This window comes from Microcoleus sp. S13_B4, assembly GCF_036700885.1.
Taxonomy (GTDB): domain Bacteria; phylum Cyanobacteriota; class Cyanobacteriia; order Cyanobacteriales; family Microcoleaceae; genus Microcoleus.
Window position 1 is genome coordinate 1 of record NZ_JAUBPU010000026.1, and the last position, 24,303, is coordinate 24,303.

The 24,303-nt window shown below is 43.8% G+C and carries 24 protein-coding genes, 1 other RNA gene and 1 pseudogene; 6 read left to right on the forward strand and 20 right to left on the reverse strand.

Features of this window, described 5'->3' with window-relative positions; translation table 11 throughout:
* From QT994_RS15360 to dndB, 5 genes and pseudogenes are all read right to left on the reverse strand, one after another.
* Positions 1-224: pseudogene (locus tag QT994_RS15360) on the reverse strand (ISKra4 family transposase); the annotation flags it as partial.
* Positions 225-269: 45 nt separating this feature from the next.
* Complete coding sequence (locus QT994_RS15365; RefSeq protein ID WP_333175896.1) at positions 270-524, reverse strand: GxxExxY protein; 255 nt, start codon at positions 522-524, stop codon at positions 270-272.
* A 130-nt stretch (positions 525-654) separates the two neighbouring features.
* Entirely contained in the window at positions 655-2,370 is a 1,716-nt protein-coding gene (dndC, locus tag QT994_RS15370; RefSeq protein WP_333175898.1) for a DNA phosphorothioation system sulfurtransferase DndC, read from the reverse strand.
* Between the two features lie 22 nt (positions 2,371-2,392).
* Positions 2,393-3,361, reverse strand: coding sequence for an HNH endonuclease (locus QT994_RS15375; RefSeq protein ID WP_333175900.1), 969 nt, complete (start codon positions 3,359-3,361; stop codon positions 2,393-2,395).
* Between the two features lie 165 nt (positions 3,362-3,526).
* Entirely contained in the window at positions 3,527-4,639 is a 1,113-nt protein-coding gene (gene dndB / locus QT994_RS15380; protein WP_333175902.1) for a DNA sulfur modification protein DndB, read from the reverse strand.
* Between the two features lie 201 nt (positions 4,640-4,840).
* On the opposite strand from dndB, the gene QT994_RS15385 reads away from it, so the two are divergent.
* The 3 genes from QT994_RS15385 to QT994_RS15395 all read left to right on the forward strand — a co-directional run bounded on the left by QT994_RS15385 (position 4,841) and on the right by QT994_RS15395 (position 7,175).
* Positions 4,841-6,433: a DGQHR domain-containing protein gene (locus QT994_RS15385; RefSeq protein WP_333175904.1), complete on the forward strand. Its 1,593-nt coding sequence runs from the start codon at positions 4,841-4,843 to the stop codon at positions 6,431-6,433.
* Positions 6,434-6,530: 97 nt separating this feature from the next.
* Positions 6,531-6,782 carry a DUF2281 domain-containing protein gene (locus tag QT994_RS15390; RefSeq protein WP_333175906.1) on the forward strand — a complete coding sequence of 84 codons (252 nt, stop codon included), beginning with the start codon at positions 6,531-6,533 and terminating at the stop codon, positions 6,780-6,782.
* On the forward strand, positions 6,783-7,175 hold the full coding sequence (locus QT994_RS15395) for a type II toxin-antitoxin system VapC family toxin (protein WP_333175908.1): 393 nt from the start codon (positions 6,783-6,785) through the stop codon (positions 7,173-7,175).
* Positions 7,176-7,187: 12 nt separating this feature from the next.
* On the opposite strand, the gene QT994_RS15400 is transcribed toward QT994_RS15395, so the two are convergent.
* The 12 genes from QT994_RS15400 to QT994_RS15455 all read right to left on the reverse strand — a co-directional run bounded on the left by QT994_RS15400 (position 7,188) and on the right by QT994_RS15455 (position 15,697).
* Positions 7,188-8,048: an endonuclease/exonuclease/phosphatase family protein gene (locus QT994_RS15400; protein ID WP_333045191.1), complete on the reverse strand. Its 861-nt coding sequence runs from the start codon at positions 8,046-8,048 to the stop codon at positions 7,188-7,190.
* A gap of 208 nt (positions 8,049-8,256) precedes the next feature.
* Positions 8,257-8,727 (reverse strand): DNA phosphorothioation-associated protein 4, encoded by a 471-nt coding sequence (locus QT994_RS15405; RefSeq protein ID WP_333045190.1) that lies wholly within the window; start codon positions 8,725-8,727, stop codon positions 8,257-8,259.
* Positions 8,728-8,815: 88 nt separating this feature from the next.
* Positions 8,816-9,136, reverse strand: coding sequence for a nucleoside triphosphate pyrophosphohydrolase (locus tag QT994_RS15410; protein ID WP_333175910.1), 321 nt, complete (start codon positions 9,134-9,136; stop codon positions 8,816-8,818).
* Positions 9,137-9,148: 12 nt separating this feature from the next.
* Positions 9,149-9,805 carry a Uma2 family endonuclease gene (locus tag QT994_RS15415; RefSeq protein WP_333175911.1) on the reverse strand — a complete coding sequence of 219 codons (657 nt, stop codon included), beginning with the start codon at positions 9,803-9,805 and terminating at the stop codon, positions 9,149-9,151.
* A complete protein-coding gene (locus tag QT994_RS15420) occupies positions 9,795-11,861 on the reverse strand; it encodes an AAA family ATPase (RefSeq protein ID WP_333175913.1) in 2,067 nt (688 codons plus the stop codon). The genes QT994_RS15415 and QT994_RS15420 overlap by 11 nt, the downstream gene beginning before the upstream one ends.
* Complete coding sequence (locus QT994_RS15425; protein WP_333045185.1) at positions 11,858-12,133, reverse strand: hypothetical protein; 276 nt, start codon at positions 12,131-12,133, stop codon at positions 11,858-11,860. Before QT994_RS15425 ends, QT994_RS15420 begins: the two co-directional genes overlap by 4 nt.
* A gap of 84 nt (positions 12,134-12,217) precedes the next feature.
* Positions 12,218-13,564 carry a DNA phosphorothioation system restriction enzyme gene (locus QT994_RS15430; RefSeq protein ID WP_333175980.1) on the reverse strand — a complete coding sequence of 449 codons (1,347 nt, stop codon included), beginning with the start codon at positions 13,562-13,564 and terminating at the stop codon, positions 12,218-12,220.
* A 90-nt stretch (positions 13,565-13,654) separates the two neighbouring features.
* Positions 13,655-14,230, reverse strand: a complete 576-nt coding sequence (locus QT994_RS15435) for a Uma2 family endonuclease (protein WP_333045184.1) — start codon at positions 14,228-14,230, stop codon at positions 13,655-13,657.
* A gap of 34 nt (positions 14,231-14,264) precedes the next feature.
* Positions 14,265-14,708: a hypothetical protein gene (locus QT994_RS15440; protein ID WP_333175915.1), complete on the reverse strand. Its 444-nt coding sequence runs from the start codon at positions 14,706-14,708 to the stop codon at positions 14,265-14,267.
* A gap of 198 nt (positions 14,709-14,906) precedes the next feature.
* The gene (locus tag QT994_RS15445) at positions 14,907-15,287 is read right to left on the reverse strand and encodes a phasin-related domain-containing protein (protein WP_333045180.1); all 381 of its coding nucleotides are present in this window, start codon (positions 15,285-15,287) and stop codon (positions 14,907-14,909) included.
* A gap of 23 nt (positions 15,288-15,310) precedes the next feature.
* An RNA gene (ffs, locus tag QT994_RS15450) (signal recognition particle sRNA small type) lies at positions 15,311-15,407 on the reverse strand.
* Between the two features lie 23 nt (positions 15,408-15,430).
* Positions 15,431-15,697 (reverse strand): YciI family protein, encoded by a 267-nt coding sequence (locus tag QT994_RS15455; RefSeq protein WP_015179070.1) that lies wholly within the window; start codon positions 15,695-15,697, stop codon positions 15,431-15,433.
* 120 nt (positions 15,698-15,817) lie between these two features.
* Here QT994_RS15455 and QT994_RS15460 point away from each other — a divergent pair, with 120 nt between their 5' ends.
* Entirely contained in the window at positions 15,818-16,372 is a 555-nt protein-coding gene (locus tag QT994_RS15460) for a 2'-5' RNA ligase family protein (protein ID WP_333175917.1), read from the forward strand.
* Positions 16,373-16,507: 135 nt separating this feature from the next.
* Here QT994_RS15460 and QT994_RS15465 read toward each other — a convergent pair whose 3' ends face one another.
* Positions 16,508-17,194, reverse strand: coding sequence for a ComF family protein (locus tag QT994_RS15465; protein ID WP_333175919.1), 687 nt, complete (start codon positions 17,192-17,194; stop codon positions 16,508-16,510).
* Positions 17,195-17,266: 72 nt separating this feature from the next.
* Between QT994_RS15465 and QT994_RS15470 the strand changes: the two genes are divergently transcribed.
* Positions 17,267-19,753, forward strand: coding sequence for a putative PEP-binding protein (locus QT994_RS15470; protein ID WP_333175921.1), 2,487 nt, complete (start codon positions 17,267-17,269; stop codon positions 19,751-19,753).
* Between the two features lie 464 nt (positions 19,754-20,217).
* The gene (locus QT994_RS15475) at positions 20,218-20,664 is read left to right on the forward strand and encodes a hypothetical protein (RefSeq protein ID WP_333045172.1); all 447 of its coding nucleotides are present in this window, start codon (positions 20,218-20,220) and stop codon (positions 20,662-20,664) included.
* A 269-nt stretch (positions 20,665-20,933) separates the two neighbouring features.
* Here QT994_RS15475 and QT994_RS15480 read toward each other — a convergent pair whose 3' ends face one another.
* Positions 20,934-21,221 (reverse strand): RNA-binding protein, encoded by a 288-nt coding sequence (locus tag QT994_RS15480; protein ID WP_333175923.1) that lies wholly within the window; start codon positions 21,219-21,221, stop codon positions 20,934-20,936.
* Positions 21,222-21,858: 637 nt separating this feature from the next.
* Positions 21,859-23,436, reverse strand: coding sequence for a methyl-accepting chemotaxis protein (locus QT994_RS15485; RefSeq protein ID WP_333175925.1), 1,578 nt, complete (start codon positions 23,434-23,436; stop codon positions 21,859-21,861).
* Positions 23,437-24,303: the final 867 nt, after the last annotated feature.

Below are 24,303 nucleotides of genomic sequence, written 5' to 3' on the forward strand. Positions count from 1 at the left end.
ACCGACTATTGATTTTATTTTTCTGGATTTTCCTGTTTTAATCCCTGATACTGCTGAAAAAAAAAGCTACCTAGTTCTGGTCCCACTTGTTCTAGCATTTTCTGACGGAGAGATTTTTCTATGCTGTCAAAACTTTCTAACTCGGTCGGATCTGTATTTCTGTAAAGAATGGATGCTGCCGCTTTTAAGTAGGCTTTTAGCTGTTCTTGGTCTGAGGGTGTCATTTTCTTTACCTCATATTTTTTGGCAATTTTACTAGCTTTTCCATTTTAACCCTTTTGCGACATATTCGCCAAAGTGAGATGCACCCGGTCTAGATAGAGGATTCCCATCCAAACTTCACCGTCGTAAATTTGTCTGGGATACTCCATTTCTGTTGTTAAACTGGCTTCTATCATTTCTGCATCAAAGGCTCTTTGGTAATGTTTTTCTCTTAAACCTTTTTGCGTCCTCCGGTGTACTCTCATGGCACAGCCGATGATGCTGTATGTAATATCCTGATGGGGAATATTAGGATTAATCATGGTCGTAAAAATTTTGTAATTTAAACGATGAGGGTTGGGTAATAATGAGGTTAGTTGACAGCCTATTGTATCCGATCGCTCGGCGGGGTGGCTGTCAACAAATTTGGGTTTAACCGCAGGCTAGCGCGTGCTAATCGCTAGGTTTTTCCTCTCCTGAATTGGGCGGTGAAAATTTGATATCTGCCCAAGACAACTGTCTGCTTTGATTGCTATTGCTTTCGAGTTCTTCTTTAAGTTTGGCAATATCAACAGTATCGTTTTTGGCGGAACTGTTGGTTTGGGCGATCGCATCTTTGAATTGCTGAATATTTTCCGTCGGATTTGCTTTAATATCTTCCACCGCTTTTTTTAAATTGCGTTGATAGTGGGCGTTGCCAATCGCTTCTTCCTTCGATCGCGAACTGGTTTCAAAGCATTTGTCCAAATCGCCGTAAATGCCTGTACGGCGGGGCTTCGTGTAGTATTGGCGTTCTGTATCCAGGAGTTTTGCCATCAATTCGAGGTGCATTTTGTCCTCGCTGCAAATCTCTTCGATCGCAGTCCATTCATCGCTACCGAGGAGTTTTCTTTCAGCGGCGGGACGGGAATCTTCAAAAGGTTCGCCCGTAACTTCTTCGTAAATCCGGGGCAAAGAGTCGTCAAATTCATGCTTTTCTTCCAGCCAAATTCGGCGGATTTCGCTAAGTTCTTCTGGGGTAATTAAGGTGATGTCGCGCATTTCTAGGGGTGCGGTTTTGCGGATTTGGGTTTGTGCTTCCAAGACTCGTCTGAGCCAGTGTTCTCGCCAGAATTTGGTGTAGGGCCCTGGGATGGGTTCGACGGAGGTTGTGTCGTCGCCCATGTTGCGTTCAAACAGTTCTACTCTACCGTAGATGCGTCGGAAGTCTCTTTTTGGGCGATCGTCTTTTATGTCTAATTCGTTGCGAATATCGAGGAGAGGTTGCATCCATTCTTTTTCCTCATCGTTTTGAATCATGGCCTCCATAGATTTGTCTTGGCTTACCATTGTGCAAACCCAGCAGCCAAAGCGAGAACTGCCGCAGCTAGGTGTAGACGTATCGACAACTAAAGGACATTCATTGTCTGCTGTTGCGCCTCGATACATGGTAAATAAATCTTTATTGCTATTTTCCCAAGGATTAGGCCACTGATTCAGATAAATCCAGACTTCATCAGTTCGCCAATCTTCTATCGGACTATAAATTAGGGAATTAGGCAGACTAGGACTCTGATAAAGCAGAGATTTAATGGAACTAGATTTATCATTTAGACGGTCACTCATGCGACCTATTTCATGTTTCTCCATTGAAACAGCGCGTTTAATGCTTTCAGCTTTGCGAGTACCCAATATAAGAATTACTTCTCCATTGATTCTCACCATATCACGAACAAACCGATTAGAAGGAAGGATTTTCAGGCGTTCAGTACACCAGCGAAATCCATGTCTCGGTGCTGGGTAGCCTTTTCCCATCAAGTTGACCCAGAAAGTATCTTTGACATCTGGATAAAGCATATGAGGCTCTATTGGGAGCTGCTGCTTTATAGCCGCAGACTTCATCTGTTTTAATGAGTGACGTACCCAAGTAGAAACTATCGGGTTCTCTACCAGTGTATCTGTGGTAATTACATAAATTTTTTTCGTCCTTTTTTCAGGTGGTAATTCTGCTATTGCATACCAGATAAGCTGCACTACCGCAGTGCTGTCTTTCCCACCGGAATATCCTAAAACCCAAGGTAGATCATCTAAACAATATAAATCTCTAATTTCTTGACTTAATTTTTTTATTTCTTCCACTAAGTCCCTAACGGTACGGGGTGGAAAAAGTGGTAGCATTGTTTCTGTCATGTCTTCAACCTCAGTTACTTTATTAAGCTCTAAATACATTCCGCCGATGCCATTCTAGCGATTCAAGTCTTGGTAAATCTTGGTCGGAAGTGGGCAGGAGAATAGTTTCACTATGAAAATCTTTCATACATCTGGCATTGGGGGATTCCTCTTCTAAGTCATTAGCGACGATAATTCTGTAATTATCATCTATAGCAAACCAACCCTGGTCAAAAGCCCAATGATGATTTTTACACAATGATATTCCATTATTAATTTGATTATCATAAAACTTTGAAAACGGCTTAATATGTGAGCCATCTACAATAGTTTGAGTGAGATTCCTGATGACTTTCAATCGACAAAATGCACACTTGTAATCATATGTATGTACTACTGCTTTCCTAAAAAAAGCATTTCTAACAGCAGATTTTGTTAAATAAAATTTCGGTTCTCCGTCAGGAATTCCTGCTGAGTCTGATAGTTCCGTTTCTGTATGAGTAACTTTTTCAAAGTCTTGATTAACTTGCAAAATATCTCCAATATCCTCCCTATTTAATGAAAACCATGTCGCAATCAGTGTATCTATTAATTCAGATCTCGAATTTTGATCTTGAAGTAAATTGAATAATTCATTATCCCAACTACCGTATTCTACAGCTTCTCTTAGCTTATTAGTGGTCTTAGGCTTTGAACCATTAAATCCCGACTTTAATGTTTTATGCCAGAAACCATCGCCTTCCAAATGCCAAAATGGATAGTACAAACCACGATTGTGAGATTCAGAACCTAAGATATCCCAATATTTGTTAAAAGTTTTAATCAAGTCGTCGGAAACATAAATTCGATTATCCCTAATTATTCCTTGAGCAATTAGATCGATGATTGACAATAGTAATATTGGCTTATGATTAGCTTTACCACGTTGGCGTGTATTACTTACATTAAGAGCAGCAAAACGTTGTCGATAGTATGCTAAATTTTTATTTACGGACTCTTCTCCTTTAGTCATTTCCTCCTCCCGCTATGATTAAATAGAATCTAATCTAAAATTTTACACTCTTTTCAACAAAAAGTTAAGCACCGCAAGGCACAACCATAACGCAGAAACTAGACAATTTAAGCAGTGTCAGCAGACTAAAAAGTAATTTTATAGCCTAAACAGGAGATAATTATATCACTGTCTGCGTGCATCTGCGGTTTCCAAACCCAACCGCTTTTTCAAATAATCAGTCATCCAACTAACACTCGCCCTCGACTTAGAAATCCCCCCTTTCAACAAAATCCCACCCTCCCAATCAGGATTAGAAATCGACCAATCAACCTGCTGCAAAAGGTTCAAACGTTCCTCCCAACTCTCAGGAAAAACCGATCGCAAAGCCGCCCCAACTTCCCCCAAACTCTCAAGCACAACACTGTGACAGTGCACGCAATCCCGGCGCATTTCCCCCGCCGCCACTTGCTTGTGCAGAACTAATTGCCAATCTGGAATAAAACTGCAAACCGCATTCCAATAACTAACCGCCAGTTGTATTTTTTGAGCAAGTTCTTCCTCTTTATGTTCTTTTTTGGCGCCAGAACCAGAGGGTTTTGCCTGTTCGCTGCGGTGAATATTAGACAGCAAAGCCACGATCGCACGATCGATCGCACTCAGCGTAAACAATTTGTGCGATCGCCCGTTCAAACTCCCCCTCTCCATCTCAGTCAAACACCGGAAAACCTCAACCTGCTTAACAACCGACTTTACCACAAAAGCGCGATCGTCCCGGTGGTTGTAAAGTAGACTTAGCGACGCCTCCAAAGGAACTTGAAAATTATTCAAATCAGCAAACATCTGCTGCGATTTTTCCAACCCAATATCGAGAAACAAAATCAGCGCCACCGTCTCATATCCCAACTGCGGATTTTCCCTCAAAGCCATCTCAAAAGCCGCCCGGCGATGCTGTCCATCATTAATAGTAAACTTAGCATCCATCGGCACTCGCAAGCGACCGATTTTCCGTTCTTCTGCCTCATTTCCAACTGCTTCAAAAGTAATATCCGCATCAATCGAAGCAGCAATAGCCCCACAAGTATAATTTGTAGGATTCTTGACAAAATAATCAGCTATTTCGGGAATCCTAGCTTTGTTAAGCGCGCGTTTCGCCCGCATAGACGGTGGCAAATCTTCAGATTCAAAGGGAAACAATTTCGGCAAAAAACGCACCGGACACATCGACACGTAATATTCGCGGCCCGCTTGAATTCCCCGGATGACCGGCAAAATGTATTCAAAGGAAGGAGTAGACATATTTTAGAATGGGGCATGGGGCATGGGGCATGGGAATTAAGCATTAATAGCTATTGATTTTTTGCAAGTTTTATGGTAAAAGGGTGGGCGCTTAGGGCATAAATTAAGTATTTCACAATGTTTTTTTAAAAACAAGTGTTGACACAAACTTTAATATATGATATTTTTTGAAAAAATACCCTAATTATATAAAAACCGCCGATGACTACCAGCCCAGCGGATGACCTCGCTAGCAAAATTTTAGAAAAAGAAAATAGCGACAGACAGGAAATCGCACTTTTATTAGATAATTATTTAGGAAAGGACGATCGCATTTTCGTACAAAAAACCCAGATGGGAAACAGCGAAGCATACATCGGTTCAGTCACCCTAGAATGGTTAGACTCTCGCGTCCGTTTCGCCTCGCAAATGCCGCTTTTCCGCCAAAAATTCGACCTCCAAACGAACAACATCGTCCGCGACGACGAAACCATTGACGAAATTATCCAGCGTCCCTTAGATTGGTCGCGCCAAGCCGCCCTCACTCAATACTTAGCAGCCCGAAAATCGCACAAATTCCCCGCAGTTTTAGTAGTCGTCAGTCCCCCGTGGGTAGATAATCCTCTAGCCGAGGAATGGGATAAAAATGGCGTAGCAACCAAATCGGCGACTGAATTTACATCCTTTGATAAAAACGAGAACTTAGGGCTTTTGAATGTCTCTCAAAAAGTCTCAATTTTTGCCTTAGACGGCCAGCATCGGCTGATGGGAGTTCAAGGTTTAATGAGTTTAATTAAAACCGGAATCCTGCAAAGATACAACAAAAATAAAAAACCAGTCGGCGCTGCAATTACTCTGGAAGATTTAGCAGAAGAGTATCAAATCGACCCCGAAACAGTGTATAAATTAGCTCACGAAAAAATCGGGATTGAGTTTATCCCGGCGGCGGTAGCAGGGGAAACGCGACAGCAAGCACAACGGCGCGTGCGATCGATCTTTGTGCACGTTAACCTAATGGCGGTAACGCTGAGTCAGGGTCAGCTAGCATTATTGAACGAGGACAACGGATTTGCGATCGCAGCCCGAAAAATTGCCGTCACCCATCCCTTATTAAAAGAGCAAGATGACAGAAACCCCCGCGTCAACTGGGACAGCGCCACAGTTGCAGCAAAATCAACTGTCTTAACCACATTGCAAGCGCTGCAAGATATGTCCGAACGGTATTTAGAATACAAATTCCCTCATTGGAAGCCGGAACGAAAAGGTTTAATTCCCATGCGCCCGGAAGATGAGGAACTAAAAGAGGGAATAGAAGAGTTTAAGAAATTGTTCGATCATTTAGCAACTTTACCCAGCTATCAAAGAATTGAAAGCGGCGAAGAAACGGCCGAATTGCGCCGATTTAGTTTTGAAAAGCCAGGGGGCGAGGGAAATATTTTGTTCCGTCCAGTCGGTCAAGTTGCTTTAGCTAATGCTTTGGGAATTCTAGTATTTAGGAAGAAACTTTCCCTGAAATCTATTTTCGACAAACTCCGCAGGTACGATGTGGATGAAGGATTTAGCCACATGGACAATCCTGAGTCTGCGTGGTACGGGATTTTGTACGATCCAAACAAAAAGCGTATGCTAGTTTCTGGAAAGGATTTAGCGACGAAGTTAATTGTATATTTGGTGGGAGGAATTCAGGACGATATGGAGCGAGCTCATTTGCGGCAAGCGGTAGCGGAAGCGAGGACTTTTGAGGATAAAGCTGTTAGTTTTAATGGCAGGTTTGTGCAGCCGCAAGAGGTAGGATTGCCGCCAGTGCTTAGCTAAGTTTTTATTTGGCAAAGTCCACAGTGAGGAAGACTGATAAAGCATGAAGCAAATGGGTTTTGTATAATTGAATCTGCACCTTACCTAGAACCAGATTATGACCATCGCTGAACAGATTTACGCAATCGTCAAAACCCTTCCCAAAGACCAAGCCAGCGAAATTCTCACTTTCGCTGAATTCGTTTGTGCCAAGCACCTAAGCGCAAACCAACCAACAGAAACCGTAGACTCTGCGATTCCTTGGACTGAACTTGTTTTTTCCCTTGCTGGAACTTGGGCAAAAGATTTTCCATCCCTAGAAGATATTCGTGCTGAATCCGGACAAGACATCCTGCGGGAGAGTCTGTAAATGTACGTTTTGGATACCAACACTTTGATCTACTATTTCAAAGGTCAAGGACAAGTTGCTCAGAACATTGCTAATGTTTCTCCCCAGGAAATAGTCGTTTCTACGATCGTCCTTTTTGAGTTGCAAGTCGGCATTGCTAAATCCAATTCGCCGGCAAAACGCACCCAACAACTTCAGGAATTTTTGAGCAGAGTTAACGTTATTCCTTTCGATCGCGATGCTGCTCTTGCGGCTGCTACAATTCGCGCCCAGTTGGAGCAACAAGGTACTCCCATCGGCCCGATCGATGTTTTGATTGCAGGGACAGCCTTAGCCCTCCAAGCGACTCTCGTCACCCACAATGTCAACGAATTTTCTAGAGTTTCGGACCTCGCAATCGCAGACTGGTATTGACTAAAAAACTTCTCACAATCTAGCTTCCTTTAACAAAATAAGTTCGGCTCCTACAGGCAAATGATCGGACTCAGTTGCCTCCAAAACCGAACTCGATTTAGCACCCCAATGCTTTGAATACCAAATATAATCAATCCGGAAAACCGGATAATTTAATCTCCAATTCGACCTTTTTACCAAGAATTTAAGTTCCCAACCCTGAGGCCAGGTAAAACCAAACCCAAATCCCGATTTTCGGAAAGAATCTTGCATGACTTTCTGCACCATGTCATAGTCTTGAGTTTCGTCTGTCATGTTAAAATCGCCCGCGACAATTACTGGCAGGGTTTCTCGCTCAACTCGCTGCACTAAGTCTTGAATTTCAGGCGATCGTTTGTCATATTTGTAAACTGGAATTTTGATAAAACCTAATTTTTTAGATATCTTCAACCACGGCCCGGTAGCTTGCATATTATAAATCACTACTTCTTGTTCGTTAAATTTAATAATTGCCCGCTGCTGCGTTTCTGGATGGCCGGCTAAGTGCAGTATTTCGCTGGATACAATCGGATATTTACTGAGAATTCCTACAGGGGGAGTGCCAATTTGATAGGGGTAGTCTGCTTTTAACCAGGTGAAAGCTCTTTCGGTATGTTTCCTAACGATTTCTTGTAAAAAGATAATATCTGGTTTTTGCTGGTTAATCAGTTTGAGTAAAGTAGGTGACTGAGTTTTATACCAACTGAGGTTATGAGATAAAACTTTGATGCTGTGCTGCGAATTTGTGATGTTTATTGCTTTGGGGCTAAAGTATTTCATGTGCAGCCAACTTATTAGGATAATGCAGGCGATCGCAGAAATAATAGTGAACCATCTTTTTTTGATAATTGACACTCCGATGATCGGAAGCAAGAAAATTGGGAATAAAATTAAGGGGCTAAAAGTGCTAATTAAGGCAATAATCCACAGCCGATCCCAAAAGATTAGTTTGAGAAGGAAATAGCAGATAATAAATGCTGAGTAACTGTAAGCAAGAAATTTTGCAGCTTGCTTTAAGCATCTCTTGATTATATCTTTTGGGATGTGCTTCATTGGGAACCTATTAAAATAAAAACTTGCTTAAATCGAATTCTTCATTTGACCGATGTTGGTTGTCTCTTTCAGAAATCAAAACCAACAAAAGGCGATCGGTATAATCCGCCGCCCCCCGCAACTCTTCGCGTAAAATTTCCAGTCCACCATTAGCATATTCTTCAAAAATTTGCAAGCGTTCTGCTTCCAATTTTTCGTCGAGATGAGAGAGAATTTGAGGATTTTTGGTTTCGGCGATCGCAATTAATTTAATCGCCATATCGTAACCCCTGGATACAAAAATATCAACATCTATCGCACCGGGTTCTCGTTTAGAAATTTCCCCCAAAGGCGATCGTTTTTTCCGCTGCTTTCCCAAGGATGCGGCGAAAGCGATGACATCGGCGTAAGTCTGAAAAGGCCCGGAGTTGTTATCCGATAAAGTTAAGGATTTGACTAAATCGGCTTTATCTTTAGCAATTCTAATTTTGTTAGCAGCCATGGGGATTAATATGTAATTTTTAAGTGAGTCATTTGATAGAGTAACCGCAGATTTGAGGCAGATAAACACAGATTAACGCAGATAATTTTCAGTATGTCCGCAATAACATAATTTTTTGGGCAAAACCTCCTCTGGCTTCCCGCCGCTTCATTTTTTCGGCCAAAAGTCGATCGCCCGAAATGCCAAAACTCGCCATCACCGCATCTATTACCTCATACAAATCCGCCAATTCCGCCACCAAATCTTCCTCGTGGGCCTCTGCCGCTTCCCCCGCTTCTTCAATCAATTTCTGCCGCAAAGCTTGACGGTATTCTGAATCAGACAAAATTACAACCTCGCATTCATTCCCACTTTGGCGAATAATTTCAGGAATGCGATCGCGCACCAACTTATGATACTCTTTTTCCACGTCAAACTCCTTTCAACCTTGACTAAAAGTTTGAATCAACCAGCGATTAATTTCCCCATCATCTTGCGTTTGACTCCGATTCAAAGCTTCCTCAACTAACCGGATTTCCAGCGCCGGTAAAACCCGCGACTCTTGAATTCTCCCGCTACCTCCGCCATTAATCGCAAACGCAAAAACCTCCCGCGTGTTTGCACGTTCAACCCAATATTCACTAATTCCTGCGTCTTCGTAAAGCAACCGCTTGCCGCCTAAATCATCATTAAAAGAAGACGCCCCAATTTCCACTATCAAATTAGGCGGGTCGTATTGATTTAAATCAACAGCAGAATTGCTATCATCAGGAGGCACTCTTAAATCTGAACCGATGTAGTAAGCTAAATCAGGTTGAAACTCGCCGATACCTGCTTTGCGAAAACTGGTGTTAGTAAACTGAACTACTCGGATATTTCTCAATGTTGCAAACAGAATAACTACACAGGCCATAATTGAATTTTGACGCCCGTGCAATGGCCCTACTGGTGACATTTCTACCCTCATGTGTTTTTGATAATAATAAAACTTGCCCTTTTCCCAAGCTGAATCGTCAACGAAGGCTAGAAACTCTTCCCACGTCGCCTTCACCCAAATATCCGTTTCCAAAACCTGCGTAATTGCCGAATTAGAAGCCATAATCCACCTCTACAATTTCCGTATATTCAAATTCATTGGGACTGCGCCTAACTAAAGGATAGCGCGTCCCGCCGAGTTCGATCGCATCTTCTTCACAATCAGCTTTCGGAGAATTGTACACCAGCACGTATTCCCTACCGGTGCAACTTTCCATTTCTTGAGCAACTTCTCCGCGCCACTGAGTTTTTGTTACCAAAACTACCAATTGATTCGCCAACTTCGGCAGCTTATTTGCAATTTGCTTGCGATAAATCTCGTCCAAACTACCAAAGGGAGAATCCATCACAATTGGAAACGTACTGCTATCCGGGCCCATCAAAGTATTCTTTTGACTCCACTCCCGCACACCGTCAATAATTCCGCCGATAAACGATAAACTGAGAATTTGATTTTCTCCTGTAGAAGCTGCCACCAAAGATTCTTTACCCGACGTATTTTCTACTAGCGTCAGTTCGTATTTATCGCTCAACTTGGGGATATAAGGAGTAAAAGAAATTTGACTAAAAATATCTTGCACTCGCTTTTCTAGCTGAGAACAAAACTGTTTTTCTAAGCGCGATCGCACTTCAGTTAGGCGATCGATCGCATCCTGAGTCGCAGCAATCCGGCGCTGGGCTAATACTTGCCTTTGCTCATTCAGTTGCTGCTTATCGATTTGCTTGTCCAAAGCCGACACCTGCACATTCAAACTCTCAATCTGCTGCTGGTTAGAGCCTGTTTCCCGGTGCAAATCGCCAATTTTGGCCTCAATTTCATCCAAGCGCTTTTGCAAGCGGCTGACATCGCCGTCAGGAAAATTTCGCAGCTTGTTGTGAATATCGTCTAACTGCGTTTCCACGCGAGAAAGTTCGGTTCTGTCGCGGCTGATATTGCCTTGCTGTCGGTCAATTTCCTCCCAAAAATCAGCCACTTGTTTATCAATTTCATTTACCCGATCGCTAATCCGAATAGTTGTTTCTTCCACATCGCCAACACCCGCCTTATCCATCCAACCGCTAACCTGTTGGTGAGATTCAGAACCCTCCACTAATTCCGCACCGCAGATACACCGCTGCTGCGCTAATAACTCTTCCAAAAACGGCCGCTGAATCCCCGAAAGCAACTCGCCTTTTTCCCGCAAACCCCCGACAATCACTTCAAATTCAGCCGCCGCATCCGACAGAAATACCGCGTAACCGCGCACAGAGATTGCTCGTTTTAAAGCATCTGTAGCCTGTAAAATTTGTTGCTTAAATAAACTTTTCTGGATTTCCAATTCATCTCGCAACTTTTGTAAATCCGCAGCACCGCTAAGTTCCAACAAGTTACCATTAACTGCTTTTTTTAACTCCCCTTGGTTCACCAATTCCCGCTCGATTTCTACTTGTCTGCTCGAAAGTTGCTCAGCTTCTTGCTCAATTTTTTGCTTGTCTTTTAAAAGTTTCTTCGTTTCAGCATTCCCAATTATATTTAAATCTGTCTCTAGAGATTTTTTGGCTTCTCCTAAATGCCGGAGCGATCGATTCAACACTTCCACCCCCAGCAACTCCTTAGTAGCTTCCGCAATTTCGGCCTTCTTGTCATAGCGGACAATTTGCTCGATTCGCTCCCCATCAAAAAAGAAATATTTATGTAAACTTTCCGGCAAAATCCGCCCGATAATATCATCGGGATGCTGCTCCGGCTTCAGCCACAGACCGTTATCTTTTGCCACAGTCAGAAACAATTCATCCTTGCCATGTTCTACAGTGTTTTCACTTTTATAAGCACGACGAATTCGTCTTGCTTGGTAGCGCGTGCTGTCGTGTTCAAACACAATTTCTGCCCAACAACCTACGGCTTTTCCCATTTCCGCCTCAGCCAGAGCGCGCTTGTTTACTAATTGTTCTTCCGCCGCAAAAGCCGCGCTAAATTGTCCGTAAAGTACCCACGTAAAAGCATTCATTAATGCCGTTTTTCCAGCGCCGTTATTACCGTGAATTACTGTAATATTTTGCCGACCCCAAGCTAGTTTAATTTCAGGACTTTTGCCGTAAAATTGACGAAAATTGCAGAGAGTAATTGAGATTAACTTCATACAATTGCTTCCTTAATGATTTTTAAAATGTCATCGTTAATGTGGCGGGGAGCTCTCATGTACAACTTATCTTTTTCAAGTTCCAATACCCGCTCGATAATTTGTCGCACTTCGGGCGGCGCGCTAGTAATAGGTTGCTGTACGTCGCTGAATTCCTGATGAGTTTGATAAGAAGAACGCTTTTCTGCTAAAATGCTTGTCGGTAAGGCTGCGATCGCACTATCTTCATATCTAAATGCCATAATCAGATTTTCATGCAGATTTTCAGTCATTTTTTTTCAATTATTAAAACTAGCAACTCAAACTGCGATCAAATAATTCTCTATTGTCAAACATAAACCGAAGCTTAATAAATGTCAAATGTCTAATAGACCGTACCGTCTCTGAAGTTGCAACAATTTCACTCTAGCTTCCCCAGCATTGTCGGCTAAATCGGCAAATTCCAAGAACCGCCTCAACTCTTTTCGCAGCAAATTGCGCTCAACTTCTAAGGTTTCTCTGCCCAAATCTGGAGGCAAAACTATCATGTCAAATAAAGTTGCCCTTTCCTTCCCCGGATGTGGCCGCAAAATCCGTCCCCGGCGCTGAATAAACTGGCGCGGATTGCTGCTGCTTGCTAAAATTACAGCATTGCGAATTGCAGGAATATCCACGCCTTCATCCAAACACCGAATCGCTACCAAACCTTGCAATTCTCCAATCTCAAATTGGTGGCGCAATCGTTCTCTTTCTCCTAAAGGAGTTGCCGCAGTATAAGTGTTAACTCGGTAGCCTAATTCTGAGCCCAATAACTTCGCGGTTTCTGTTAGTTGGCGGTTGTTATTTCGGCGCGCACCTCCTTCGATCGCACCGTCGCCGCAGTAAAATAAAGTATGGCTTGTGTCGAGACGGTGAATCATTAATTCTCGCAAAGCTGTTAATTTATTAGCCGCTGCCCCAATTAACCGAGCTCGCTGCATTAATAAAGTTGTTAAAGCATCGTTTTCTTCTACTTTTTCATCGCCCCAAAGCGCCCAGCCAATCTTTTGAGTTAAGCGGGAATACTTGCGGGTTTCGGCTTCTGTCAATTCTACTAAAATTGGATAGTATAAATAATGTACTAATGCTTTTTGGCGGATGGCGTCGGCTAAAGTGAGTTCCGGCTGCAAAACTGGGCCGAAATAATCTAAAATAGCTTCAGTTCCTTGTTCGTCGAAATGCCTTTCTGGGGTGGCGGAAAGGGCGAGTCGCAGTCCAATATTGCGCGGCAAACTTTCTCCTAAACGGGGCGCGCCTAAGTTGTGAACTTCGTCTCCAATAATCAGGGTTTTTTCTGGGAAATAGCGCAGTTGCGATCGCAAACTATCTCCCATTAAGGTAGCGTTAGTAGTGATGATTGTGAGGAATAGCCGATCGCCAGATCGCACTTCATACAAACCCCCAGCCAGCTTATTCTGCCAACTGCGGGCGCTATCAAAAGCCAAAATAGGTTTTAAACCAAATTTCTCGGATTCGCGCGCCCACTGATTCACCAGGTGGCAGTAAGGGCAAATTACGAGCAGGACTTGCAGGTTAATTTTATTGTATAATTCAGTGGCGATCGCCAGCGCAGTAATCGTCTTGCCGCTACCCGTCGCCATCTTCAGCGTACCGCGTCCCTGATTCGCAAACCAATTAGCAACCGCCACTCGCTGATACTGTCGCAATTGCAGCGATGGCGGCATTTTCGGAAATCCAAATTGCGAATTATTAGCCGTTGAGCGATTCACCTTTAAATGCCGTTAGATGCAATATTCCCTATACTCAACTGTAACTCACGGGCGATCCAACCTTAACAACCCAAACAAATCATCCGCCGACAGTTGCAAATCCGACAGCACATCGAGCACAGGTAAAATATCCTCATTCTCTTTCGCCTCTGGTTGCTGCTGCGGTTTAAAAACAAGAACTAATTTTTCTGCCGGGTCAATCAACCAACCCAGTTTAGCATTGTGATTTAAGCAAAACAAAATATTATTAATGACCCGAGTTGGATTTTGATCCGGCGATAAAATCTCTATTGTCCAATCCGGCACAATTTCAAACCTATTTTCTATTTCTCCATTAGCATTGAAAGGAATGCGCGACCACTCAAACACTGCTATATCGGGCACAAGAGAACGTCCCCCAAAAGTGCAGCGCAATTCTGGAAACGCATAAGCTAACTTCTGCGGTTTGCCAACTCGATTAATAACAGATGGAAACTCGAATTGTAACGTGCTGTGTTTTCCTTGCGGCATAGCTTTTTGATAAAGTTGACCGTCAACATACTCGCTAGCAGGCTTAGTCTCTGGCAATAGCAGAAACTCTTCCAGAGAAATCTTTGACGGAGACTGAATTGACGTTACCATAAGCCATTAACCCCTCAACAACTCAACTGCCGTCTTAAAAATTTATATCGCTGTCAGTTTCCCAATCAGCACAACTCTCCGATTCCACACCGGTAGGGTGCATCGCACAAACCAACAAATTTCCCCCGTAAACTTGACCGTGATAGTTGCGACAACCGCGACAAGCCGGCTGCTGCGTCGGCGAAGGGTCTACATAAGTCACCATCGACAAATCTATCTCATCAAACTCCGGGTCGAAGTCGCGGCAAATTTCAATTATCGGTTCGATAAATTCATTAAATAAACCGTCAAATTCATTGAAATAACCGTCAATGTCGTTAATCAGATTATTTTGTACTTGTTCTGTAAACTCTTCCGACATTTTTGCCAAAACGTCCAGCATTTCGACAAACTCTTCGCTCATTTCGCTGAAAAAATGCTCTACTTCAGAAACAGCATTTTCCATTACTCCGAAAAAATCTTTAGACCAATCTTCCATGAATTTGACAGCTTGCTATTACAAAATATTTTACATACAGGTGCAGCCAGCCTCATGCGAAGCGATCGCACCTACTTTCAATTCTATTACCTATTGCCTGATATCCGTCCACATCAGACAGGGGAGATATTCAAAAAGGGAACTCAAGAGTATTATCCTGAGTTCCCTTCATGCTTTCCTGAGCGAGCTTTTTTGAGTTTAATCTCGCTTCAGCCGCCGCAATTCCTCTTGTAAATTCTGCACCTGTTCGCGGAGCTTGTCTACGCCGCCTGTCTCTTTAACATCTTTTGCCGAAACATCTTCTTCCTCAGAAATAATTTCAATCCGCCGAGGTTCAGCCGGTTTTTGCTCCCTGGCCGATTCTACGGGAGGCTGCTGCTGAGCCTGTTGTACCATATCATCAACAAAGCGGCGAGCTTCTTCCGTTGACATCTCGCCACGCTTGACTAATTCGTCTGCCAGCTTTTGGGCTTCAGTGCGTAATTCAGTTAACTTGCTGCCAGCTTTTTCACCAGCGTAGGAAGCTAGCCCGACACCAAGGTAAACTGCTTTTTGTAAAATATCTCCGAAACCAGGCATAGGAGCTACACCTCATAAAACTGGGTGAACCGGAGACCACGCCTATTACAAGCATCCCGTGTTGCTGCTACCTTCCGGTCCTGACAAGATTTGGGCGTTGGAATCGCGTGGGTCCAGTTCATATATGAGTATAACACAGTTATTTATTCTTCAACCACACACCAGTGATAAATTTCATAAATAACGCAACCGTTCTTCACCAGCGGGTCTTCAGCGACGATCGCCTTCGCCTCATCCATCGAACCAGCCTCAAACAGCAACATACCGCCGCCCCGCCGCGCCCAGTAGCCAGTTTTCGCTCGGTGTCCTTTAGAAATCAACTCTCGGACATAAGCTCTGTGAGCTGGCACGTATTGGTCAAAGACAGGCTTTTCGACAATTCCTTGCTCAATTTTGACAAACCAAGGCATTTTTATTTGGGATTTTAGATTTTATATTTTAGATTGGGCATAGGTGATCAGCAATGGGATCTAGGGCAAATGCTCTATATTCCATTTTGCACCATCCTTTCTTAACTGCGATGTTATCCCATGAACCAGTCAAAACAGCGATTTTTTATTGCCCTAGTGACACCTCCCGATATTGAACAGCATATTACTGAGATTCAACAGTATTTTGCGACAGCCTACAACAGCCGCGGTGCTTTGAATTCGCCGCCGCACATCACGCTGCAACCTCCTTTTCACTTGTTAGCAGAGGAGGTTCCAAAATTAGAGGAAAGTTTGAACCAGTTTTCTGCAAATCGGCTGCCCATTCCCGTTACTCTATCCGGTTTTGCGGCTTTCGCGCCCCGCGTCATTTACGCTGATGTTGTCAAATCACCCGAATTGCTGGAGATTCACAAAGATTTGATGAGTTATATCGAGGCAACTTTGGGAATAGTCGAGCGAGTTTCTCAGACTCGCCCATTTGTACCGCACATGACAGTAGCCTTTCGCGATTTAACTAAGGAGAATTTTCAAACGGCTTGGTTGGAATTCTCCGGGCGATCGCTCCACTTTGAGTTTACCGCTTCGGCATTAACCTTGCTGCTTCACGACGGCAGCCGATGGAACATCCGCAACCAATTCCCACTTTCGGCCTAAACTCTCTCTCTTCTTTCTCTTCCTTCGCGGACTTCGCGTCTTCGCGGTTCGTTTTCCCAAAAAAATCTTATTAGCCAATCCTGATTAATATCATGTCCTCACTACAAACCTTTTTAAACTTAAAGACCAAATAGCCTAGCGATCGCTCTTATTCGGAGTTGCAAGTGCCACAGTTCCATAAACCGAAATTCCCGACAGTTTCAATATTTGAATTGCCGACTTAACCGTAGTACCGCTAGTGTAAATATCATCAACTAACAGCACTCGATCGCGCGGGAGCCGACGGCGAAAATCTTTCCCCAAACTTAAAGCATTTTTCATTTCCGCTTGCCGCTGCTGTGGCGTCAGAGCGAATAAAGCCTGAGTATTTTTCACCCGCTCCAAACCGTGCCGCTGCAAAGGCAAACCAGTCAGCTCGCAAAAACTTTCAGCCAAAAGTTCTGCTTGGTTAAAACCGCGCTCCTTGACCTTTTCTTTGTGCATGGGAATCGGTACAACTGTTAGATTGTCTATAGCTAATTCTGGAAAACTCAGCCAAGATTCTGCCAGCCAGCCGCCTAGAGGTTTGGCTAATTGCGGATTGCCGTCATATTTCAAAGCTGCGATCGCCCGTTTGAGAGCCCCGCCATACTCACCCCACACAAAAACACGCTGCTCTGAATGCCAAAATCGACCAGGATCGCTTAAGTGACATCGCTGAAGTTGCTTGTGACAGTACGGACAAAACTCTCCGGCGGCCGGTCGCTGACAAAGAGGACAGTTAGACTTAAGAAATAGATTGAGAAAAGATTTGACTAATCCCGTCCATTGTCGCTTTTTCATCCTAAAATTGTGGTAAGTGATTAATGGGAAAAACTATCAAATTCAATTTGTTTCCACGGACAGGCTCGTAGCGTGAAAAACCTCTACTGGTTAGACAAAATTCAACCTTCAGACCGAGATGCAGTGGGAGAAAAAGCATTTTACTTGAGCTGTTTGCTCCAGAAAAATCATCCTGTTGTACCGGGTTTTGTCGTGCCGGCTACCACATTCTGGCAGTTTTTAGAGTCGATCGACTGGCTAGAACCGCTGTTTGCTGACTGGCCACACTCTTCCCTGCACTTGAATGTCGATGAACCCAGACAACTGCAATCGATCGCCCGCAGCATCCGCCACCAAATCCTCGCCGGCCAACTGCCAGATTCACTGCTCTCCACCCTAGAGTCTGCGGTTTCTCAACTCAACTCAAACTCAAACTTAAACTCCACAGCCTTAATTTTTCGCCCTTCCCTGACTTCCTGGAACCCGAAAACAGTCGGCATTCTGGAATCTCAGGCAGTACGGGCAGAACCCGAAGCCATTGGGGCAGGACTCAAACGAGCTTGGGCAGAAATGTTCAGAGCCCGAAGTCTATTTTACTGGCAGCGGTGCGGCCTGCGGGTACAGCAAATCAATCCCGCAGTTTTGGTGCAGCCACTTCAAGAAGCGATCGCTGCGGGCGAGGTAAAAACAAAGGCGGGTACACAGTGGGAAATCCAAGCCACCAGCGGTTTGGGATTGTCCCTCGCTAGGGGAGAAACCATCCCCGATTACTATCAAGTGCAGCCAGAAACAAGCGCCGTTAAATTCCAGCGGATCGGTTACAAAACATTAGCCTACAATCTCAAAGTCGGCGATGGAGAACCGAAAAAAAAACTGCATATCGGCAAGTTTTCTGCTTTCCCAATTCCCGATTGTGCATTTATAATTCCTGATTTTGCTGATTGTTGCGTGCAAGTTTTAGCGCTGGGAGAGGAAGCACAAACAGAATACGTTTTAGAGGAATCGCAACTGCAAGAAATCATAGAATTGAGTAAAAAAGTGAGCGCCGAATTTGACTCGGATTTAATTTTGGAGTGGACGCTAAACCAGACAGCAAACAGCGGCGAACCGCAGTTTTATTTCACTCAAGTTCGTCTTGTCAAAGGGGAAAAAGTTGCGCCACTAGAGGAAAATTCGATCGCCCTCCCGCAGCCAAACTCGATCGCCCCAGCCCGAACTCCTGCGATACTTAGAGGTGTGGGAGCAGCATCAGGAAAAGCAGAAGCAATTGCCCAAGTTATGACTAATTCCCACCCAGAAAACGCGGAATTCTTAGCCGGAGGCATTTTGGTAGCCCGGACAATCGAGCCGAATTGGCTGCCTTGGCTGAAGGTTGCTGCTGGGGTGGTGGCGGAACAAGGAGGCATGACCTGCCACGGCGCCATTTTAGCTAGAGAATTGGGGATTCCCGCCGTTGTGGGAGTGGCAGGGGCCACTCGGGCGATCGCCTCGGGCGATTCCGTGTTGGTAGACGGCGATAGCGGAGAAGTTTTTGCCCTCGCCCAACAGGATGCGATCGAGACAGGAGACAGCGGCAGACTTCGGGACACAGCAAAAAATGCCGACATATACAGTACAGCAGCCAAAATGTCAATAGCCAAGCACCAATCTTCTACCTCTGATCGATCGTCCAATTCCGGGCCTAAATCTCGACAATCAGAGTCTGCCGAATATGTTTGGGGCCCACCAACGGCGACTCAAGTGCTAGTGAATGTCAGCCAAACAAGTTCGATCGACCGCCTCAAAAATCTGCCAATAGACGGCATCGGATTGCTGCGATCGGAATTAATGGCATTGGAAGCTTTGGACTGTCAAAACCCCAAAATTTGGTTGCAAAACGGCCGCCAATCGGAATTTGTCGATCGCATGGCGGATTGCCTGAGTTTATTTGCTGCTGCAGTTTCGCCGCGGCCGATATTTTATCGTTCTCTCGATTTGCGCGAGTCAGGCGCCCACGGCAGTTTCAGTAATACCTTTGAACCCGAGTTATTTGATTGGGAACTATGCGTACTTCAAAAAGTCTGCGAGTCAGGCTATACAAATGTTAATTTAATTTTGCCTTTCGTGCGCTCAGTTGACGAGTTTATCTACTGCCGCCAGCGCTTAGAAACAGTTTGGAAAAACCGCTCAGCCGACTTTCAACTGTGGATTATGGCGGAAGTTCCTTCGGTGTTATTTTTATTGCCAGATTACGTAAAAGCAGGAGTTCAAGGAATTTCCATCGGCACCAACGATTTAACCCAATTGCTGTTAGGCATTCACCGCCACTCCGACCAGGTAGCAAGTGCTTTCAACGGGCGCGATCGAGCAGTGATGAGGGCGATCGAACAATTAATCCGTCAGGCCCGGGCCGCCGGCATTCCTTGCTCTATCTGCGGCGACGCTCCAGCATTGTATCCCGACACAGTTGAATCCTTCGTGCGGTGGGGGATTTCGTCTATTTCGGTCAATGTCGATGCTGTAGAACAAACTTGTAGGGCGATCGTCCGCGCCGAACAGCGCCTGCTGCTAGAAGCCGCTCGATCGATCATTAACAATTAACTACTCCCGGAGGCACTTGACCTCAGAAATCCCGTTTCTACTCTAAATCATAGCTTTGGCAAGCAGCCACCCGCTCAGAAACCCGGTTTCTAGACAACCCGTGCGTCCAGGACTATTAACAACTACAGAAACCCGGTTTCTAATTAGATATAGCAATCCTAAGTGATTTTCTAGATATGTAAAATCTGAAAGTATTGCTATACAAGAAGTCTAGGAATACAAGAGGGCGTTGTGTTGTGAGACTCAGATCGGATTGCTATATATCACCCGTGCAGACAGTGAGGATCTTTGTAATTGGTGAAACCCTTGTTTTTATTGCTTCTTCCTTCTTCCTTCTTCCTTCTTCCTTCTTCCTTCTTCCTTCTTCCTTCTTCCTTCTTCCTTCTTCCTTCTTCCTTCCACTAACATCCGATTTTAAAGCTAGGATAGAAATATAACCAATTCTTGACCCGGAGGTACAAACCGTGAAATCAAAAATTATTGCAACCGCAGCAATACTTGCCACCCTAGCCTTTCTGCATCCTCATCCAGCATTATCTCAACCTGCAACTGACGGTGGCAAAAAACCCGGCTTCTGGCAACCTCAAGCGCAGGTGGACAATACTCGCAACATTACCCTCAGACTGTTAAATGAAACGGGATTAAACCTAGAATACGGTCAATCAGGTGCCAGCTTGTCATCCTTGCCCGTCGGAACCAGCAAAAACATCATTGTTCGGATCAGCAATCGCACCGGCGACATTGCCAATATTCCGATTAATGCCACAGGAGGAACCGCAACTTTGAAATACGACTATAACGTTGACTCGCAGACAAACATTGTGACGATTCGCATCACCAGATCAGATCCCCGCACTACGCAAGACCGCTCAGTTTATATTGATGAAAAAGGGCGAGTTTACTCTTTCTAAGATTAACGCTAATCAACCCGGTTTCTCCTGATAAATCTTGGTTTTAGCAGGGAGGTATCCGGGAAGAAATCGGGTTTCTAGACTAGCGTGCATAAATTCTGTCTTTCTCAAAAAGTTATAAATCAAGTGCAGCCTACAAAGAATCGATGTTTTTGTGCAGCGGATTTGACATTTCATCCCCAAAATCAACTGCTGCTTGCAATTCGGCGCTAGTGGCATACTGGTGCATCAGGTGGGTTTCGAGAGGATGTCAACCGCCGCATCGCAGACTAATATCCGTCGTTTCTCTTGATACCTGCGCCTCGATTTCCCTCTTCTTTCGGTTTAGCTTTGTTCACTCGCAAGGGGCGTCCCATCCACTCTGCACCGTCTAATTCGGCAATTGCAGCGTCTTCTTGGACATCCTCCATCATGTCAACAAATGCAAAACCGCGCATCCGACCGGTTTCCCTGTCGGTAGGCAAGACAACTCGCTTGACTGTGCCGTATTCTGCAAATACTGCTTTCAGGTCTTCTTCGGTGGCGCGGTAAGACAGATTTCCAATGTAGATAGTCATGTCGATCGAACTGAACTTGTTGTGCTATACATAATAACCTTTTAATTTAACTGTCAAGTGCTATCTAGCATACAACTGGGCGATCGACTCTGACTACAAGGGTTTGCCACACTGACAAACTCTTTGTACTAGCTGCAATAGTTAGCTTAATCAAAACTCATATCCTCACTCATCCGCAGGGCGAGTCAGGATATGAGTTTTGGGGCGGCGAGGAATCGCACCCATGAACAATACTTAATTTTAATCAGATCAGTGATATGTGGGCGACGCATCACCAAGCATCTTTGGAAACAAAGCGACTAACAACGTATAATATATTAGGTTGATCTGGGCCACGATCGTTGAGATAGCGGTTCTCAACTTTCGTGAGGTACTTGTCAGTTAATTACCAATTCCCCACTTCTTCAATTCTTTTATCTAAAATCTAAATCTGTACCTCATTCACTTGAGAATTGCTATACACATCTACATAGCCCTTTGAGGAAACTTAATTCACATCTCCCCAGCCCTTGCCTAAACGGGGAGATCTCACCTTCAATCCTTGGGCAAAATTTGGAATTGCAAATGGGAAATGAGGAATGGGACAAATTTTATCTCCATCTCCTTAATCCCCAGTTTAGGATATTACTTTTCTCAATTAAACTAAGGATGTGAGATTTAAAGCAGCTTTGTTAAGTGTTTGAGTGCCAATTCGACTTTGGGTAATACCGCTGGCTGTTTCCGTTGCTCCTTTATTCAGAACATTCATCGCATCTACCACTTGCTCAATAGCGATCGCCTGCTGTTTACTATTCAGATAAATTTGCTGACTGCTCATAACAACACTGTTAATAGCATTAGCAACATTGTTAAAATTATCCGCCGTACATTCAGTCAATTTTAGGCTATTATCTAAAGTTTTCTTGCCCTCATCTGTTACGATCACTGTTTTATTAATGGAATTTTTAATACCGTTTATCAAATCATTAATCTGATCCGAGGATTTTTTGCTTTGATCTGCCAGTCTGCGAATTTCCGTCGCCACCACCCCAAAACTCTTTCCTTGTTCTCCGCTGCGTACTGCTTCCACTGTAGCGTTAATTGCCAGCATATTAGTTTGATTAGCCAAATCGCTGACTAAATTGGTAATATTAGCAATCTGATTGGTTTGCTGGCTCAAATGTAAAACTTGATCGGCGATCGCTCCGACTTTTTCCGTCAAACTCAACATTCCCTCCTGGGTTTTATGCACCACTTTACTGCCTTCTGCTGCCATATTTAAGACATTACTGGCATTTTCAAGGGCTGATTCGGCTTGCATAGCTGATTGCCTCGATGATGCGCCCAATTCATCCATTGTGGTAGTTGTTTGATTAACAGAAGCAGCTTGTTGTACAGCAAGACGTTCCTGTTGCTCAATTGTAGCAGCGATCTCGGTAGAAGAACTGACAATCATATTAATAATACCTTTCAGCGCTTTATCTAAAGGTTTGGCGATCGCTATACTTAAAGCTATTCCTAAAATAATCGCTGTTAGCGGTCCAACTGTCATCCCCAGTAAGACAGATCCTTGAGTCTTACTAATATCATTTTGCGCGCTTTTATAAGCGTTGTCTGCTTGTTTTCGGTTATAATCAGCAACTGCTAAGGTTGATTTTTCCGATGTGATAAATTTAACGCGAATTAGCTTAGCTTGCTGGCTCAGTTTATTTAAGAGGTTACTAGCTGTCCTTGCTCTTGCCATCTCTGGCGAATTACTTTTACCCTGCTTAATTAGTTCTATCTGCAAAGCCAAAGGATTCAAAATTCCCACTTTTTCAAATTCTTGATTAATTCGCAGGAGTTCTTGATCTTCCTGCTTCCACTCCTCCCAATACTTAAGCATTTGTTTATATAGTGCATCTTCCTCTGCGGTACGTGGAGTGGCTTCGTATGCTTTAAACCCATCTTTAATTTGCTGCCAAGCCTTGTCCATTCTGTTTAAGGCATCTTGCCTTTCGACTGGACTGAGTGCCGGATTAATTAGCGCTCTCTCTGATGACTCAATTTGGGTTTGTCCCTCGTTAATTTTTAATAAAGCTTCAATACTCGGTAAGTTATTTTTACCGATAGTCTCTATGTGTTGACTGAGAGTAGATGTTGAAGTCCATCCTACCCAGGCAACTAAAAATACTAAAAGTCCCATCATCAGAAATGCACTGATCAGTCTGGTTTGTAAATTCAGGTTTCTCAACATAATATTTTTTTTACTTCTACTACCCTTAGCCTCGCGGGAGTCATGAATACATATTGTAGAGTATAATTTTTATCATCTACACGAGGTACAGGTTTACATTTTACGTTTTAGGTTTGACAAGTAGTAATTAATTCCTGAGTACCTCCTGTTCCTGAGAATGGCTATAGATGTTGGGTGATGACATGGCTAGGGTATATCTTTGGTTGTCATCCTGCTGAATTCATTTTGATAAACATCTTTATTCTACAGGTTAAAACCTGTAATTACACACACCAAGCCGACGCCCGCACACTGGAAAAAGTGGGTAGAATTATCATTAAGTTCGGAGGTCAAAGATATAGCATTTATTCGAGAGATGACGTATCATATTGCTGAGTAATTCATAAGGGTATACTTTGAAAAACCCAGATGAATTAATAAATTGAATTGTATCAGTTTTTGTTTCAAAAATTACACAAAAAAATACATATTACCACAGTTTTGAATGACAGTTACCGAGCTAAGTTCCGAGGGTAATTCCCTCGACAAAATAGGCTTGAGGTTGCCTCTTTTAGTAAAATAAACATACGCTGCTGATAGCGAAGAAACGGCTGCAAGTAAACTCCGGAGATTGATTATTAGTCTTTTTATTAAATTTTTGCTGAGCCAACTTCTTCCCTTTATGTTAGCCAGTGCGAGAGTTGAAAAAATTTCGATATGGTATGTCTAAATGCCTTAGCGATTGCTGTAACGGAACTGAGGAAACATCTTTTAACCATTACCTAGCTTCTGTTTTCTTTGACGTAGAGTAAGCATAGCAGACAGTTTGTTATACCATGGCACTCGTTCGGAAAACTTACAGAAAGAACGCCAGCGCATCATTCCAAA